The sequence below is a fragment of the Bradyrhizobium centrosematis genome, from assembly GCF_045571495.1.
GTDB classification, from domain to species: Bacteria; Pseudomonadota; Alphaproteobacteria; order Rhizobiales; family Xanthobacteraceae; genus Bradyrhizobium; species Bradyrhizobium centrosematis.
In genome coordinates this window covers 2966756-2980185 of sequence record NZ_CP120703.1, presented here as the reverse complement: position 1 = coordinate 2980185, position 13430 = coordinate 2966756, and the positions used below count along the sequence as shown (strand labels likewise).

13 protein-coding genes are annotated in these 13430 nt (G+C 65.3%); 6 read left to right on the top strand and 7 right to left on the bottom strand.

What is annotated here, in order from left to right:
• Positions 1-6: 6 nt before the first annotated feature.
• On the bottom strand, positions 7-294 hold the full coding sequence (locus P6U31_RS14275; protein WP_407189066.1) for an usg protein: 288 nt from the start codon (positions 292-294) through the stop codon (positions 7-9).
• A 377-nt stretch (positions 295-671) separates the two neighbouring features.
• Here P6U31_RS14275 and P6U31_RS14270 point away from each other — a divergent pair, with 377 nt between their 5' ends.
• Together P6U31_RS14270 and groL are read left to right on the top strand one after the other, a co-directional pair.
• The gene (locus tag P6U31_RS14270; RefSeq protein ID WP_008563030.1) at positions 672-986 is read left to right on the top strand and encodes a co-chaperone GroES; all 315 of its coding nucleotides are present in this window, start codon (positions 672-674) and stop codon (positions 984-986) included.
• 48 nt (positions 987-1034) lie between these two features.
• Positions 1035-2675, top strand: coding sequence for a chaperonin GroEL (gene groL / locus P6U31_RS14265; RefSeq protein ID WP_407189065.1), 1641 nt, complete (start codon positions 1035-1037; stop codon positions 2673-2675).
• Between the two features lie 129 nt (positions 2676-2804).
• On the opposite strand, the gene lepB is transcribed toward groL, so the two are convergent.
• Positions 2805-3551, bottom strand: a complete 747-nt coding sequence (lepB, locus tag P6U31_RS14260) for a signal peptidase I (RefSeq protein ID WP_407189064.1) — start codon at positions 3549-3551, stop codon at positions 2805-2807.
• 124 nt (positions 3552-3675) lie between these two features.
• Positions 3676-4515, bottom strand: a complete 840-nt coding sequence (locus tag P6U31_RS14255; protein ID WP_407189063.1) for a LysR family transcriptional regulator — start codon at positions 4513-4515, stop codon at positions 3676-3678.
• 130 nt (positions 4516-4645) lie between these two features.
• Here P6U31_RS14255 and P6U31_RS14250 point away from each other — a divergent pair, with 130 nt between their 5' ends.
• Together P6U31_RS14250 and P6U31_RS14245 are read left to right on the top strand one after the other, a co-directional pair.
• Complete coding sequence (locus tag P6U31_RS14250; protein WP_407189062.1) at positions 4646-5239, top strand: cysteine hydrolase family protein; 594 nt, start codon at positions 4646-4648, stop codon at positions 5237-5239.
• A gap of 11 nt (positions 5240-5250) precedes the next feature.
• Positions 5251-5880 (top strand): glutathione binding-like protein, encoded by a 630-nt coding sequence (locus P6U31_RS14245; protein ID WP_407189061.1) that lies wholly within the window; start codon positions 5251-5253, stop codon positions 5878-5880.
• Between the two features lie 7 nt (positions 5881-5887).
• Here P6U31_RS14245 and P6U31_RS14240 read toward each other — a convergent pair whose 3' ends face one another.
• Positions 5888-7003: a DUF2778 domain-containing protein gene (locus tag P6U31_RS14240; RefSeq protein ID WP_407189060.1), complete on the bottom strand. Its 1116-nt coding sequence runs from the start codon at positions 7001-7003 to the stop codon at positions 5888-5890.
• Positions 7004-7662: 659 nt separating this feature from the next.
• Here P6U31_RS14240 and P6U31_RS14235 point away from each other — a divergent pair.
• Together P6U31_RS14235 and P6U31_RS14230 are read left to right on the top strand one after the other, a co-directional pair.
• Positions 7663-8187 (top strand): FecR domain-containing protein, encoded by a 525-nt coding sequence (locus P6U31_RS14235; protein ID WP_407189059.1) that lies wholly within the window; start codon positions 7663-7665, stop codon positions 8185-8187.
• 43 nt (positions 8188-8230) lie between these two features.
• On the top strand, positions 8231-10117 hold the full coding sequence (locus P6U31_RS14230) for a CHASE2 domain-containing protein (RefSeq protein WP_407189058.1): 1887 nt from the start codon (positions 8231-8233) through the stop codon (positions 10115-10117).
• Between the two features lie 71 nt (positions 10118-10188).
• Here the strand turns inward: P6U31_RS14230 and P6U31_RS14225 are convergent, their stop codons facing one another.
• The 3 genes from P6U31_RS14225 to P6U31_RS14215 form a co-directional block, all read right to left on the bottom strand.
• Positions 10189-11691 carry a glycosyltransferase family 39 protein gene (locus P6U31_RS14225; RefSeq protein WP_407189057.1) on the bottom strand — a complete coding sequence of 501 codons (1503 nt, stop codon included), beginning with the start codon at positions 11689-11691 and terminating at the stop codon, positions 10189-10191.
• 6 nt (positions 11692-11697) lie between these two features.
• Entirely contained in the window at positions 11698-12831 is a 1134-nt protein-coding gene (locus tag P6U31_RS14220; protein WP_407189056.1) for a glycosyltransferase family 2 protein, read from the bottom strand.
• A gap of 270 nt (positions 12832-13101) precedes the next feature.
• A complete protein-coding gene (locus P6U31_RS14215) occupies positions 13102-13305 on the bottom strand; it encodes a hypothetical protein (RefSeq protein WP_407189055.1) in 204 nt (67 codons plus the stop codon).
• Positions 13306-13430 lie beyond the last annotated feature (125 nt).

The window sequence follows — 13430 nt, the reverse complement described above, 5'->3', positions numbered from 1 at the left end:
TGCGCTTCAATGCAGCCGGAACACGCCATCCACGGCACGCAGCTCGGTCGGCTTGATCAGCTTGGAATGCGCCACGGTGACCGAGTGGAGCGGGCCGTCGAGCTTCTCCTGCCAGAACGCCAGGAAATCCTTCAGCGCGGGGAATTTCGGAAACATGTCGTAGTTCTGCCAGACGTAAGTCTGAAGCAGCGAGGGATGATCCGGCATCCGATAGAGAATCTGGGCCGTCGTCAGCCCGTAACCCAGCATCTGTTTCCGGAAATCCTCGGAAACGCCCCCACGCCGCAAGCCCATGCCAACCTCCTTTTCAGGAGCGCATCCGCTGGGGTGGCTTGAACGGTGCCCCGGGAGCCACCCGGAAACGATGCGCTCACATGAGAGAAATGTGACGCAAACTGACAATTCATCTCAAGCCCAAAAGTTTAACAAGCTGTTGAAATTCAATGCGTTAGCAGCAGAGAACGCTCCGTGCTAATACGGCCATCAGGCTCGGTTAACGATGGTCCAGCGGAGTTGGCAAAGCGCACTTCCGAGTGCTGATTTTTTTGCTACAAACCCTTGCCCCCGCAAAATTCCTGTCCTATTTCAGCCTCGCTCGTGCTAGCACTCACGGGCGACGATTGCTAACAACCTCAAAATCCTCAACTCGTGCAAATGCTTAGGAGGACTGCATGAAATTCCGTCCGCTTCACGACCGCGTCGTGGTCAAGCGCATCGACGCAGAAGAGAAGACCGCTGGCGGCATCATCATTCCCGACACTGCCAAGGAAAAGCCCTCCCAGGGCGAAGTCGTCGCCGTTGGCCCCGGTGGCCGCGACGAAGCTGGCAAGCTGATCCCGATCGACCTGAAGGTCGGCGACCGCGTGCTGTTCGGCAAGTGGTCCGGCACCGAAGTCAAGATCGACGGCCAGGACCTGCTGATCATGAAGGAGAGCGACGTGATGGGCGTTCTCGAGGTCACCGAGTCCAAGAAGAAGGCGGCTTAAGAGCCCCTCTCCTCCCTCCAGTCAAACATCATCCAAGGAAAACTCCAGATGGCAGCCAAAGAAGTCAAATTCTCGGTTGAGGCGCGCGACAAGATGCTGCGCGGCGTCGACGTTCTCGCCAACGCGGTGAAGGTCACGCTCGGTCCGAAGGGCCGCAACGTCGTGCTCGACAAGTCGTTCGGCGCTCCCCGCATCACCAAGGACGGCGTCACCGTCGCGAAGGAGATCGAGCTCGACGACAAGTTCGAGAACATGGGCGCCCAGATGGTGCGCGAAGTCGCCTCCAAGTCCGCTGACGCGGCCGGCGACGGCACCACCACCGCCACCGTGCTCGCCCAGGCGATCGTGAAGGAAGGCGCCAAGTCGGTTGCCGCCGGCATGAACCCGATGGACCTCAAGCGCGGTATCGACCTCGCGGTCGAAGCCGTCGTTGCAGACCTCCAGAAGAACTCCAAGAAGGTCACCTCGAACGAGGAGATCGCCCAGGTCGGCACCATCTCCGCCAATGGCGACCAGGAGATCGGCAAGTTCCTCTCCGACGCCATGAAGAAGGTCGGCAACGAGGGCGTCATCACCGTCGAGGAAGCCAAGTCGCTCGAGACCGAACTCGACGTCGTCGAGGGCATGCAGTTCGACCGCGGCTACATCTCGCCCTACTTCGTCACCAACGCCGACAAGATGCGCGTTGAGATGGACGACGCCTACATCCTCATCAACGAGAAGAAGCTCTCCTCGCTGAACGAGCTGCTGCCGCTGCTCGAGGCCGTGGTGCAGACCGGCAAGCCGCTGGTCATCGTCGCCGAGGACGTCGAAGGCGAGGCGCTCGCGACCCTGGTCGTGAACCGTCTGCGCGGCGGCCTGAAGGTTGCTGCCGTCAAGGCTCCGGGCTTCGGCGATCGCCGCAAGGCCATGCTGCAGGACATCGCGATCCTGACCGGCGGCCAGGCGATCTCGGAAGATCTCGGCATCAAGCTCGAGAACGTCACGCTCAACATGCTCGGTCGCGCCAAGAAGGTGATGATCGACAAGGAGAACACCACGATCGTCAACGGCGCCGGCAAGAAGGCCGACATCGAGGCGCGCGTGGCCCAGATCAAGGCGCAGATCGAGGAAACCACCTCGGACTACGACCGTGAGAAGCTCCAGGAGCGTCTTGCCAAGCTCGCAGGCGGCGTCGCGGTGATCCGCGTCGGCGGCGCAACCGAGGTCGAGGTGAAGGAGCGCAAGGATCGCGTTGATGACGCGATGCACGCGACCCGCGCGGCCGTGGAAGAAGGCATCGTTCCGGGCGGCGGCGTCGCCCTGCTCCGTGCCTCCGAGCAGCTCAAGGGCCTGCGCACCAAGAACGACGACCAGAAGACCGGCGTCGAGATCGTGCGCAAGGCGCTGTCGGCGCCCGCTCGCCAGATCGCGATCAACGCCGGTGAAGACGGCTCGGTGATCGTCGGCAAGATCCTGGAGAACAAGACCTACAATTACGGCTTCGACTCCCAGACCGGCGAATATGCCGACCTCGTCAAGAAGGGCATCATCGACCCGACCAAGGTGGTCCGTACCGCGATCCAGAACGCAGCCTCGGTGGCCGCGCTCCTGATCACCACGGAAGCCATGGTCGCCGAGCTGCCCAAGAAGGGCGGCGCCGGCCCGGCGATGCCCCCCGGCGGCGGCATGGGCGGCATGGACTTCTAAGGCCAAACACCTCAAGAACGACGAAACCCCGGCAGCGATGCCGGGGTTTTTGTTTTGGGAGGGACGCTCCATCCGGGCCACGGCCTTCGCGCTCGCGCCCGAGTAAGCACGCCCCGGAATGACGGCCCCTCACCGCACCTTCCCGATCCGCTCGAGGCGCGGTTCGCGGTCTTCGTCGAGCGACCAGAAGATCCGCGTCACCTTGCCGACCAGATTGTCCATCGGCACGAAACCGAAGCTCGACATGCGGCTGTCGGTGGAATTGTCGCGGTTGTCGCCGAGCACGAAAAAGTGGCCCGGGGGCACCGTGAAGACGTTGGTGTTGTCGAAATAGCCGTCATCGACGCAATCGTTGGTGACATAGGAGGTGCCGTTCGGCAGCGTCTCGCGCCAGCGCTTGACCTTGGCATCCTCGTCGGCCCTGCAGGTCGAGCCGGCGCGCGCGCTCTCGAGCGCAACGCGCGTCACAGGCCGGTCGTTGAGGATGAGCCGGCCCTGCCGCATCTGGATGCGGTCGCCGGGCAGCCCGACCACGCGCTTGACGTAATCGACCGAACGGTCCTTCGCCGTCCGGAACACGACGATATCGCCATAGTCCGGGTCGGCGGCAAGGACACGGCCCGAGATCCAGGACGGCGCGAACGGGATGGAATAGCGGCCGTAGCCGTAAACATATTTCGCGGCGAAGACATAGTCGCCGACCATCAGCGTCGGCGCCATCGAACCGGACGGGATGTTGAACGGCTGATACAGCACGAAGCGAAACAGGATCAGCGGCGACCACAGCACCGGGATCAGCAGGATCAGGATGAGGATCGCCTTCCATTCCCGCGATTGCGCCCTCGATGGCGGGATGGCTCCGGTAAGACTCGTCATGCGCTGGCCCTGCTCAAGTCTCGCGAGATTACGCACCCCTGGCGCGCGCGCAATCCCGGCTCCGTGATCTTGGTCGCACATCGCGCTGACTGCGTTCAATGCCAAGGCCTGAACGTCGCCGAGGTCAGCCGTGCGACAGATCCTTGAAGCAGTGCCTCACCCAATCGATCGTCACGCGCGTCGCCGGATCGCGCTTCAGATGGTTTTGTACCAGCAGCCAGACGTCGCGCCGTTTTGATAGCAGCGTGGCGCGCAGGCTGCGGTCCGCAAGCAAGCCGTCGCAGCTGTGCTCGGGCAGCACGCCGACGGCCTGATGCGACTGGATCATGGTCCTGATGATGCGGACATTGTCCGTGATGCAACGGATGTTCTTCAGCCGCTTGGCGCGCAGGAATTGCGATTCCGGAATCGCGTCGAGCTCGTCCGGATAGACGCAGGCGACCGGCTCGCCACCAGTGCGGTCGGCAGGCTCGAAGAAATACAGCCTGACATCGCCGAGCTTGGAGATGGTGAAGTCGCCCTTCTCCGGCTTGCGCAGGCGAATGGCGAGGTCGGCCTGCCAGCGCGAGAATTTGACGTTGCCGCTGGAGGTGAGGAATTGCAGGGTGAGGCCAGGATGATCGCGCAAGAAGGCGCTTGCCCGCGGCGCCAGCAGTTCTTCGGCGACCGCATTGGTCGAGGCGATGCGCAGGCGGCCGACCGGGCCCACCTGGCTCTCCTTGATGCGATCGATCGCCGCGGCATGGGCGGCCATGGCGCCGACATGCTCGAGCACCGCCTCGCAATGCCGGGTCGGGCGGCGCTGTCCATCCACCGCATCGAACAGCGGCACGCCGAGATCGCGCTGGATGCGCGCGAGCCGGCGGCCGACGGTGGTCTCGTCGATGCGCAGCCGGGCGCTGGCGCCGGCATAGGTGCCCTCGTCCCTCACCGCGGCGATGATGCGCAGATCGTCCCAGTTCATTCCGGCGAGCCTAGCAGGCGATGCCGCGTCCTGCAAATCTGCAGCCATAAGCTGCAATAGTCCTGCACAATGGCAGGCCGCCACTGCGCTAATGTCGCGCCATCCGATACCCCTTGAAGGCCTGACCAGCATGACTGCTCCCATGACCCTGCTCGAACTCGCCGGCGCCGATCTCAATCCGCCGCAGCTGCACGAAGCCTGCCTCGTGCTGATCGACATCCAGAACGAATATTGCTCCGGGCCGCTCGCCCTGCCCGACGCGCAAGCAGCGATCGCGGCCGCGGCCCGCCTATTGGCGCGGGCACGGGAGAGCGGCGCGGCGATCTTTCATGTCGCGCACAAGGGCCGCGCCGGCGGCCTGTTCGACCGCGCGGCCGCGCGCGGCGCGATCGTCGAGCGCCTGACGCCGCTCGCGGGCGAACCGGTGATCGAGAAAGCGCTGCCGAACTCATTCGCCGGCACCGACCTGCAAGCCAGGCTTGCCGCCACCGGACGCAAGACCATCGTGCTGGCCGGCTTCATGACGCATATGTGCATCTCCTCCACCGCCCGCGCCGCCCTCGATCTCGGCCTGCGCACGACGATCGTCGCCGATGCCTGCGCCACCCGCGACCTGCCGGACGGCCGCGGCGGCACGCTCGACGCCCGAACGATTCACGAGGTCGCCCTGGCCGAGCTGTCGGACCGCTTCGCGATCATCGCGCAGAGCGATGCGCTGAACTGACGGAGCGGGCCATGCTGCAGCTCTATTTCTTTCCGATGGCCTGCTCGCTCTCGAGCCGCATCGCGCTGATGGAGGCCGGCATCGAGGCGCAGTATCGTCTCGCCCATATCTGGACCAAGCGGATCGTCGACGACGGCAGCGATTTTCGCGACCTGTCGCCGAAGGGCGCGGTGCCGGTTCTGGTGCTGGAGAACGGCGAACGGCTGACCGAGAGCGCGGCTGTGCTGCAATACATCGCCGACGCAAGACCGGAGGCCGGTCTCGCGCCGCGCTTCGGTGATCCCGACCGCTATCGGCTGCAGGAATGGCTGAGCTTCATCGGCGGCGAAATCCACAAGGCATTCCTGTTTCCGACCTTCTGGTACAAGGACGACGGCTCGCTCGCCAAGCCGCGCGCGAGGATCGCACAGACCTTGTCGGTGCCATCCGCGCATCTGGCGCAGCGCGAATTCCTGGTCGGCAACAGTTTCACCGTCGCGGACGCCCATCTCACCTGGGCGCTGCTGCTGCTCCGTCCGGCAGGCATCGATCTTGCACAATGGCCGTCGCTGTCGGCCTATCTCGCTCGCATGCAGGCGCGCCCCGCAGTGCGGGATGCGATCGCAACGGAGATGGCACTGCGCAAGGCGGTGGCGGCGTGAACGCGCCTCACTCCACCCGCGCCAGCACCGCGAGCTTGCGGATGCCCTTGTTGCGGTAGGCGTCGAGGAACGCGTAATAGTCCTTGAACGACACGCAGCCGTTGGAATCGCCGTTCGGCCCGAGCATGAAGGTGTGCGCGAGCAGGCCGTCGCGGCCGTAGATCGCACTCTCGCCGCCGATCGGCGTCAGGCGCAACGCCGGCACGCCATGGAACAGCGCCTCGCGCGGCTTCAGCGTGTAGATGTGCGGCGGCGTCACGCCGCGCATGCGGACCTTCGAGGAGCGCGGATCGTCGAGATTGGAGCCGAGGCCGGAATGCGCCTCGAGCTTGGTGCCGTCGGGCAAATAGACGGTCTTGGCCGTGATGTCGTAGACCGCGGTGTCACGCTCATAGGGTGGCGCGCCGCCGAACATCGGGTTCTGCTCCTTCGGCGCGATGGACGCGGTCACGCTGGCGTCGGCCGAGGCATAGGCGAGCAGCCCGCCGGACGGCTCGCGCTTGCCCCAGAGCTTCTCGACCATCGACTGCCGCGGACCGGTGATCGACATCACCGCGGCCTTGGCGCGATCGGCGAACGACTTCTTCGGTTCGGGTGCCGGCACGATCTGGGCCGGATCGGCCGAGGCCAGCTGCACCTGGGTGTCCGGCGCGCGCTTGGCCTTGTCTGCGGCCTTGTCGGTGCTCTTGTCACTGGACTTGTCACTGGACTTGTCACTGGACTTGGCCGGGGCCGACGGCTTCAGCGCTTCCGCAACCTTCGCGATCACGCTCTGCTTCGGCGGATCTTTGGCCACCGCAACCTGGGTTGCCGGTGCGGCGCTCGCCGCATTCGAGGGCACGCCTTGCGTCGCAGCCGCGGCGAAGCGCTCGTTGAACATCTCGCGCGAGATCGGAGCTGCGACCTGGAGCCGGTCGGGCAGCAGCGCGAAGGTCTCCCGGATGGCCTCGCCGGCCTCGCGCAGCGCGACCTTGGGCGCGCGCTTGATCACGGGCTCGTCGTAGCCAATGCTGCCGACGGTCGGATAGACACTCGCGCCGAAGACATTGCTGTAGATGGTCCAGCCGGCGCCCATCACGACGCAGCCGATCGCCGCGGCGCCGAGCCAATTGATCGTGGTCATTTTCCGGGAAGGCTTCCGAAGAGAATTCTTGCCAGGATTTTTGGACTTCCGTGCCGCGTTATTTTGCGCAGCGATACTCGTACTCATTCGCCTTGCGTCCAGGACGGTGTCACTCAGTCCCCCTTCGAAGCGCCGCTGGTCACGATCCGGGAACAGCATCTCGCAGAGGGTCGGAGCGTCATTAAGGCGACTTTTAGTTAAATGCGGATTAAGTTCGGGCAGATCTGGGGCAGCTCGTTAACGCTGTCTCATTCTGAGAAAAAAGCCCGCAGAATTACGGACTTAGATGCGTTTGTTAACTATAATTCTCGGCCGGATCAGCGCCTTTCAGCGGACCTCTCCGGCCGCTCTTTAAGCACATCCAACCAAGTCCTTTTCGTGGTCTTCAATGCCCGCACGATACCGGGGAAGCATTGCGCCAAGCTGGTGTGCGCGCTCCGTCTTTGCCTCTCGCGGCGCCCGCGGTGCTGTCGTCCTCTCGCATTCCGGCGCACCGACGCGGCACGACCCCTGACCGAAAGTTGATCGCGCCGGAGTGGAAAATGCCGCGGCGGGGGAATAGCTCGCAGGAAGCGGCACTTTTCAGCAGCCTCTGCGTGTGATACGGTACCGTATCAACATCGCCTTGAACTGTGCCAAGCACGCAGACGGAGGCTGGCATGACTGGGTTCGCGCGCGCCGGATTTTTCGCCCTGGCGTGGTCGGGTTTGTTGATCGGCGCTGCAGGTGCACAGTCTGCTGCCAATGCGGGCTGCACGGCGTCGCCGTCCGCCGCCGGCACGCAAGTCTGGCGCTGCGACAACGGCATCACCATCGTTGCCGAAAATGGCGCCAGATTTGAACTTAAGGACGCCAATCGCGACGGACATATAGACTCCGTGGAATTGAGCAGCAAAGCATTGCTGGTCGAGGTGCCCAAGAAGCCCCGAGGCAATCCCTTTAAGGTGCTGACGCCGCAGGCGATCGCTGCGGTGCGCGGCACCCGATGGGCGGTCGACGTCACCGACGCGAAGACGTCGGTTTTCGTCAGCGATGGCCGTGTCGGCGTCACGCGCAGGAGCCGCGGACGCGGCGTGGTGCTCGGCCCCGGCGAAGGCGTCGACGTGGAAGCGACCGGGCCGTTGACCGTCAAGACCTGGGGTCAGCCGCGCGTCGACGCGCTGATGGCAAGGCTTGGTCAATAAGGCTGGTCAATCGGACTTGAAACACAGAAGATTGCGGCAGGTCGTGACGAGACGCGTTCAGATCCTGGTGGCACTCGTCCTCACCGCGCTGTGGGGCGCGGGCATCTATGCCGCCCATGCAGGCGGCCATCTGCGCTTTCTTGATCGTCTCGAAGCAACGCTGACCGACTGGCGCACCCAAATCCGCGGCGTGCAGCGGCCGCCCGATCTCGTCACCATCGTTGCGATCGACGATACCGTGGTGAAACGCGGCGGCAGCTATCCGCTTCCCCGCGCCGATCTCGCCCGCGTGGTCGATACCATCGTGCAATTCAAGCCGAAGGTCGTTGCGATCGATCTCCTGCTCGTCGACCGCAGCGCCGCGATCGGCGATGCCACGCTGGCCAACACGCTCGCCACCGGTCCCATGGTGCTCGCCGCCGCCGCGATCTTTCCCAGCGCCAGCGAGACCGTGGAGGCCGGCAGCCCGGGCCCCCTCGCCGTGCTGCCGCAGGCCGAGCGGTTCCTGCTGCCGCTGCCGGCGTTCGCCGGTCACGCCGAGGTCGGCGTCGTGAACGTCGCGACGGGTCAGTCAGGCTCGCCGCTCTCTGTGCCGATGCTGTTCCGGACGGCCGACAAGGTCGAGCTGTCGTTCCCCTTGCGGGTCGCCGCCCGCGCGCTCGACAAGCCGCTGACGATCGCGCCGGACCATCTCATGCTCGGCGAGCGCGCGGTGCCGACCGACAGCGATTTCACGCTGCCAATCACCTATTACGGTCCGCGACGCACCATCCGCACCGTCAGCGCACAGAGCATCTTCGACGGCACGCTCGATCGCGCGGCGATCGAGAACCGGATCGTCGTGATCGGCGCCGCGGTCGCCGGCGGCGGCGACTTCTATCCGACGCCGTTCGATTCCCTGATGCCCGGCGTCGAGGTGGTCTCGACGGCAATCACGCATCTGGTCGCCGGCGACGGCATCGTGCGCGACCACAGGGTTCATATCGCCGACGCGCTCACCGCGATCCTGCTGCCGCTGCTCCTGATTGGTTTGCTCGCCTGGCGGCGCAGCGCACTCGGCATCATGGCTGCGGCCGCGGTGATGATCGCCTGGGCCGGGCTCAATGCGTTCGCGTTCACCCATGGCGTTTGGCTGAACGCCGCGACCACGCTCGCCGCCGCCGTGCCTCCGGTTGCGATCTTTGCCGGCGTCCAGCTGTGGGCTGGAGGCCGCCGCACGCAATATCTTGCGGCCAAGAGCAGGGCGCTTGCCCAGTTCCAGGCACCTGCGATGCAGGAATGGCTGGCGCGCGATCCCAATTTCCTATCCAAGCCCGTGCGGCAAAACGCAGCCGTGGTCTTCATCGATCTCTCCGGCTTCACCGGCATGAGCGAGCAGACCGATCCGGACGCCATCCAGGAGATCCTGAAGGCATTTCACGCGCTGATCGACAAGACTGCGGTCGATTGCGGCGGCACGATCACCGGCTTTCTCGGCGACGGCGCCATGATCCTGTTCGGGCTTCCGGGCGCGATGCCCGACGATCCGGCGCGCGCGCTGAAATGTGCGATCGACCTGCATCGCGGCGTGGAACGCTGGATCGCCTCGCTGCCATCGGCAATCGGCGGTCGGCTCGGCTTCAAGATCGGCGCGCATTTCGGCGAGATCGTCGCCTCCCGCCTCGGCGAAAGTCATCAGCACATCACGGCGACGGGCGACACCGTCAACGTCGCCAGCCGGCTGATGGAGGTGGCCGCCCAGAACGGCGCGCAGCTCGCGCTGAGCGATACGCTGCTGGATGCGGCCGACTTCCACGGGGCTCCCGACGGCATTCTGTCGGGCCCCCTGCTCGCCCGCCTCCGCGGCCGCTCGGGCGTCGTCACCGTGTGGTTCTGGCGCGACCAAGGCGCGCCGAAGGAGAGCGCGGCCGAGGCCGAGGCGATCGACTAATCATCATTGCTGCGCGCCACGCGCTCCGCCGTCGTTCCCGAGGCGGCAGGGACGACAGGAGGAAGCGAGGCCTATCTTGCCTCCGGCGGCGGCGAGCGGTCGAGCACGTCGCCCTTGGCACCCTCCAGCAGATCGATGCCGTAGGTCTCGACCACCAGCGGGCCGCGCTTGCGCTGCAATTGCGCCACCTGCGTGACCTTCGCAAAGAGGTCGTTGAGGACGGGATGACCGTCGGGGCGCAGCTCGTCGACATAGAGCAGCTTGCCCGCAAGCAGCTTTGGATCGGGCTCACCCATGTTGACCCAGCGGATGCGCTGGTTCTGCTGCGCCACGCAGGTGCCACGCGGCAGGTAGAAGGCGAGCCAGCCCGTGGTGCCGTAGTCCTGCGCGAGCACACAGGTCGCACCATGGCGCGCGCGCACCGCTTCGATTCCCGCAGCGAGCTCGCGCCAGCCGACGCCGACGCTGCGCACGGTGGCGTCACGCCGATAGCCGGACAGCCAGCCGGTATTGGCCTGCACGATGAGGGCTGCAAACATCACGATGCCCGTGGGTGCCGCCCAGCGCAGGCAGAAATCTGCGAGGCGCCGCGCGCGCGGCTTCCACTGCACGAGATTGGCGGCGGCCGCAGCCGCAACGACGAAGGGCGGATAGACCGGCGCGAACCAGTTGGCCTCGACGCGGGCATGCAGCGAATGCCAGACGAAATAGGCGACGATGGTCCAGAACATCGCCTCGATCAGCACGCGCGAGGCCAGCGCGCCGGCCCGGTGCCAGGTCAAGGCGTGCAGGCCCATCGCGCCGAGGATGAAGACGAGCGGGGTTGCGAACGCAATCTGGGTCGGGATCAGCTCGGCGATGAAGACCGGACGGAAGTCCTCGATCCTGGCGCGGCCGAGCTGCTTTGCGAACGAGACCCATTGATGGTCCGCATTCCAGAGGATCACCGGTGCAAACAGCGCCAGTGCAACGAGGCCGCCGAGATAGGGCCAGGGCGAGAGGAACCAGCGCCTGAGCTCCGGCACGAACACGAGCCAGATCAGGATCGCAGCGCCAAAGAACATCGCGGTGTATTTCGACAGCAGCGCCGCACCGACGGCAGCGCCGACCGCGAGCCACCAGGCGCCGCGGCCGGTCTCCAGCACCTTGGCAAGGAAGAACAGCACGAAGCTGGAAGCGACCAGCAGCGGCGCGTCGGGCGTCACGATCAGCGTGCCGACGGAAGCCATCATCGTCACGTTGAGCAGGATGGCGCTGGTCGCGGCCACGCGCACGTCCGCGAACAGGATCGCGGCCGAGCGATAGACCGCATAGCTCATCGGCAGCGCCAGCAGGATCGAGACCAGGCGGACGCCGAGCTCGGTATCGCCCGCGATCATCGTGCCGGCGCGGATCACATAGGCGACCATCGGCGGATGGTCGTAATAGCCCCCGGCGAGGTTCTTCGACCACATCCAATAATAGGCTTCGTCGAAGGTGATCGGCGTGAACGCGGCCGCGACCAGCCGTAAGCCGACCAGCGCGAGAATCAGCAGCGCAGTGTTGCGGACGATCCGCGCGTCAGCTCCGCCCATTTCGCACTATTTCTTGCGCCAGACGAACAGGCCCGACATCGCGTAGTTCCACACCACGCCCATCAGCGCTCCCGCCATGCCGGCCAGCCACCAGATCGGCTCCTGGTCGTACACCGAGAAGGCGACGCCGACATTGGCGAGCAGCCCGACGCTGCACACGATGTAGAAAGCGATCAGGCCACGCAGCAGGGCAAAGCCCTTCAGGCGCTGGTCGCGATAGGTGAGGAAGTTGTTGAGGATGAAATTGCTGGTCATGGCGACGATGGCGCCGGCGGCCTGCGCCTCCGCGAACGGCGCCTTGAACAGCTGAAGGGCGATGAACAGCGTGGTCAGATGCACGATGAGGCCGATGCCGCCGACCATCGCGAACAGGACGAAACGCAGCGAGACGATGTCGTTGGTCAGCTTTGCGAGCACGAGACCGAGGAAGTCGAGCGCGACCATGGAATCGAGCTTGCTCTCGCCGTGCTGCCGCGCGCCGAACGTGTAGGGAATCTCGATCGCCCGCAAGCTGCCATGCGCGGTCGCGACGACGTCGAGCAGGATCTTGAAGCCGTGCACCGACAGTTTCGGCGCGAGCTGCTCGAACCGATCGCGGCGGATCATGAAGAAGCCGCTCATGGGATCGGCGATCTCGACCCGCAGCACCTTCTTGGCGACCTCGGTCGCCAGCGCGCTGGCGCCGGCGCGCTGCTTGTTGAAGCCCTCGCTCTTGTAGCCCTCGATGTAGCGGCTGCCGACCACGAGGTCCGCCTGGTCGCTTGCCAGCAGCAACAGCATCTTCGGCAGCTGCGTCTCGTCGTGCTGGAGGTCGGCGTCGATCACGGCCACGAAAGGCGCGTTCGAGGCCAGGATACCCTCGATGCAGGCGCCGGACAGGCCGCGACGGCCGATGCGGCGGATGCAGCGCACACGGTTGTCGCGCTGCCCCAGCGCGCGCACGACGTCCCAGGTGCCGTCCGGCGAATTGTCGTCGACGAACACGACCTCCCAGGCGACGTTGGCGAGCGTTGCCTCCAGGCGCCGGTACAGCACCATGACGTTGTCACGCTCGTTGAAGGTCGGGACGATGACCGACAGTTCCGGGCCCTCTTGAGCCTGCGGGGGAACGTCGGAGCCCGGTCTGATCGCTTCGTTCATGACGGCAGCGTATATCTGCCGCATCCTGCGCTGCCAAGCCGGGGGACCTGTGGGAAACCGCCCAAAAAGGGTCCTAAAATGCCAACGACCCCGGAACGGCAGGCCGCGCGTACATCCGGCGCAGGCCTTATGCTATTCCAAGGTCGTCCCAGCGCCGGAGTTTTCGCTCAACGGCGCCGTTAGAGACTAGATAGGAGCGGCAAGGCTGCTCCGCAAGGGGGCGAGAACCACGATCTTGCCTTGGATTTTCTTGCCCTGGGTTTTCTTGCCCTATTGGTTCGGCACTTCCCGGATGATCGGGCCGCGCGGCGCGGGCGCGGCGGGGGCTGCGGGCGCCGCAGCCGGGGCCGGCTCGGCCTTCGCCGGTTTGGGCGGCTTGCCGTATTGGCCGATCGGCCCGAACACGACGGCGACTGCAAGCACGACCGCGGCAACGATCGCACCCAAAATGCCCCCCACCGACTCAGACGCCATTGGAAATCCATCCCTGTTCCAGATCGGCGCTGTGATACCACGGATGCGCGAGGCGCCGGAAGGCCTTGGAGCGAGTAGCGAATGGCGAGCGGCGAATGAGGAAGACCCGCTTTCCTGCCCTATTC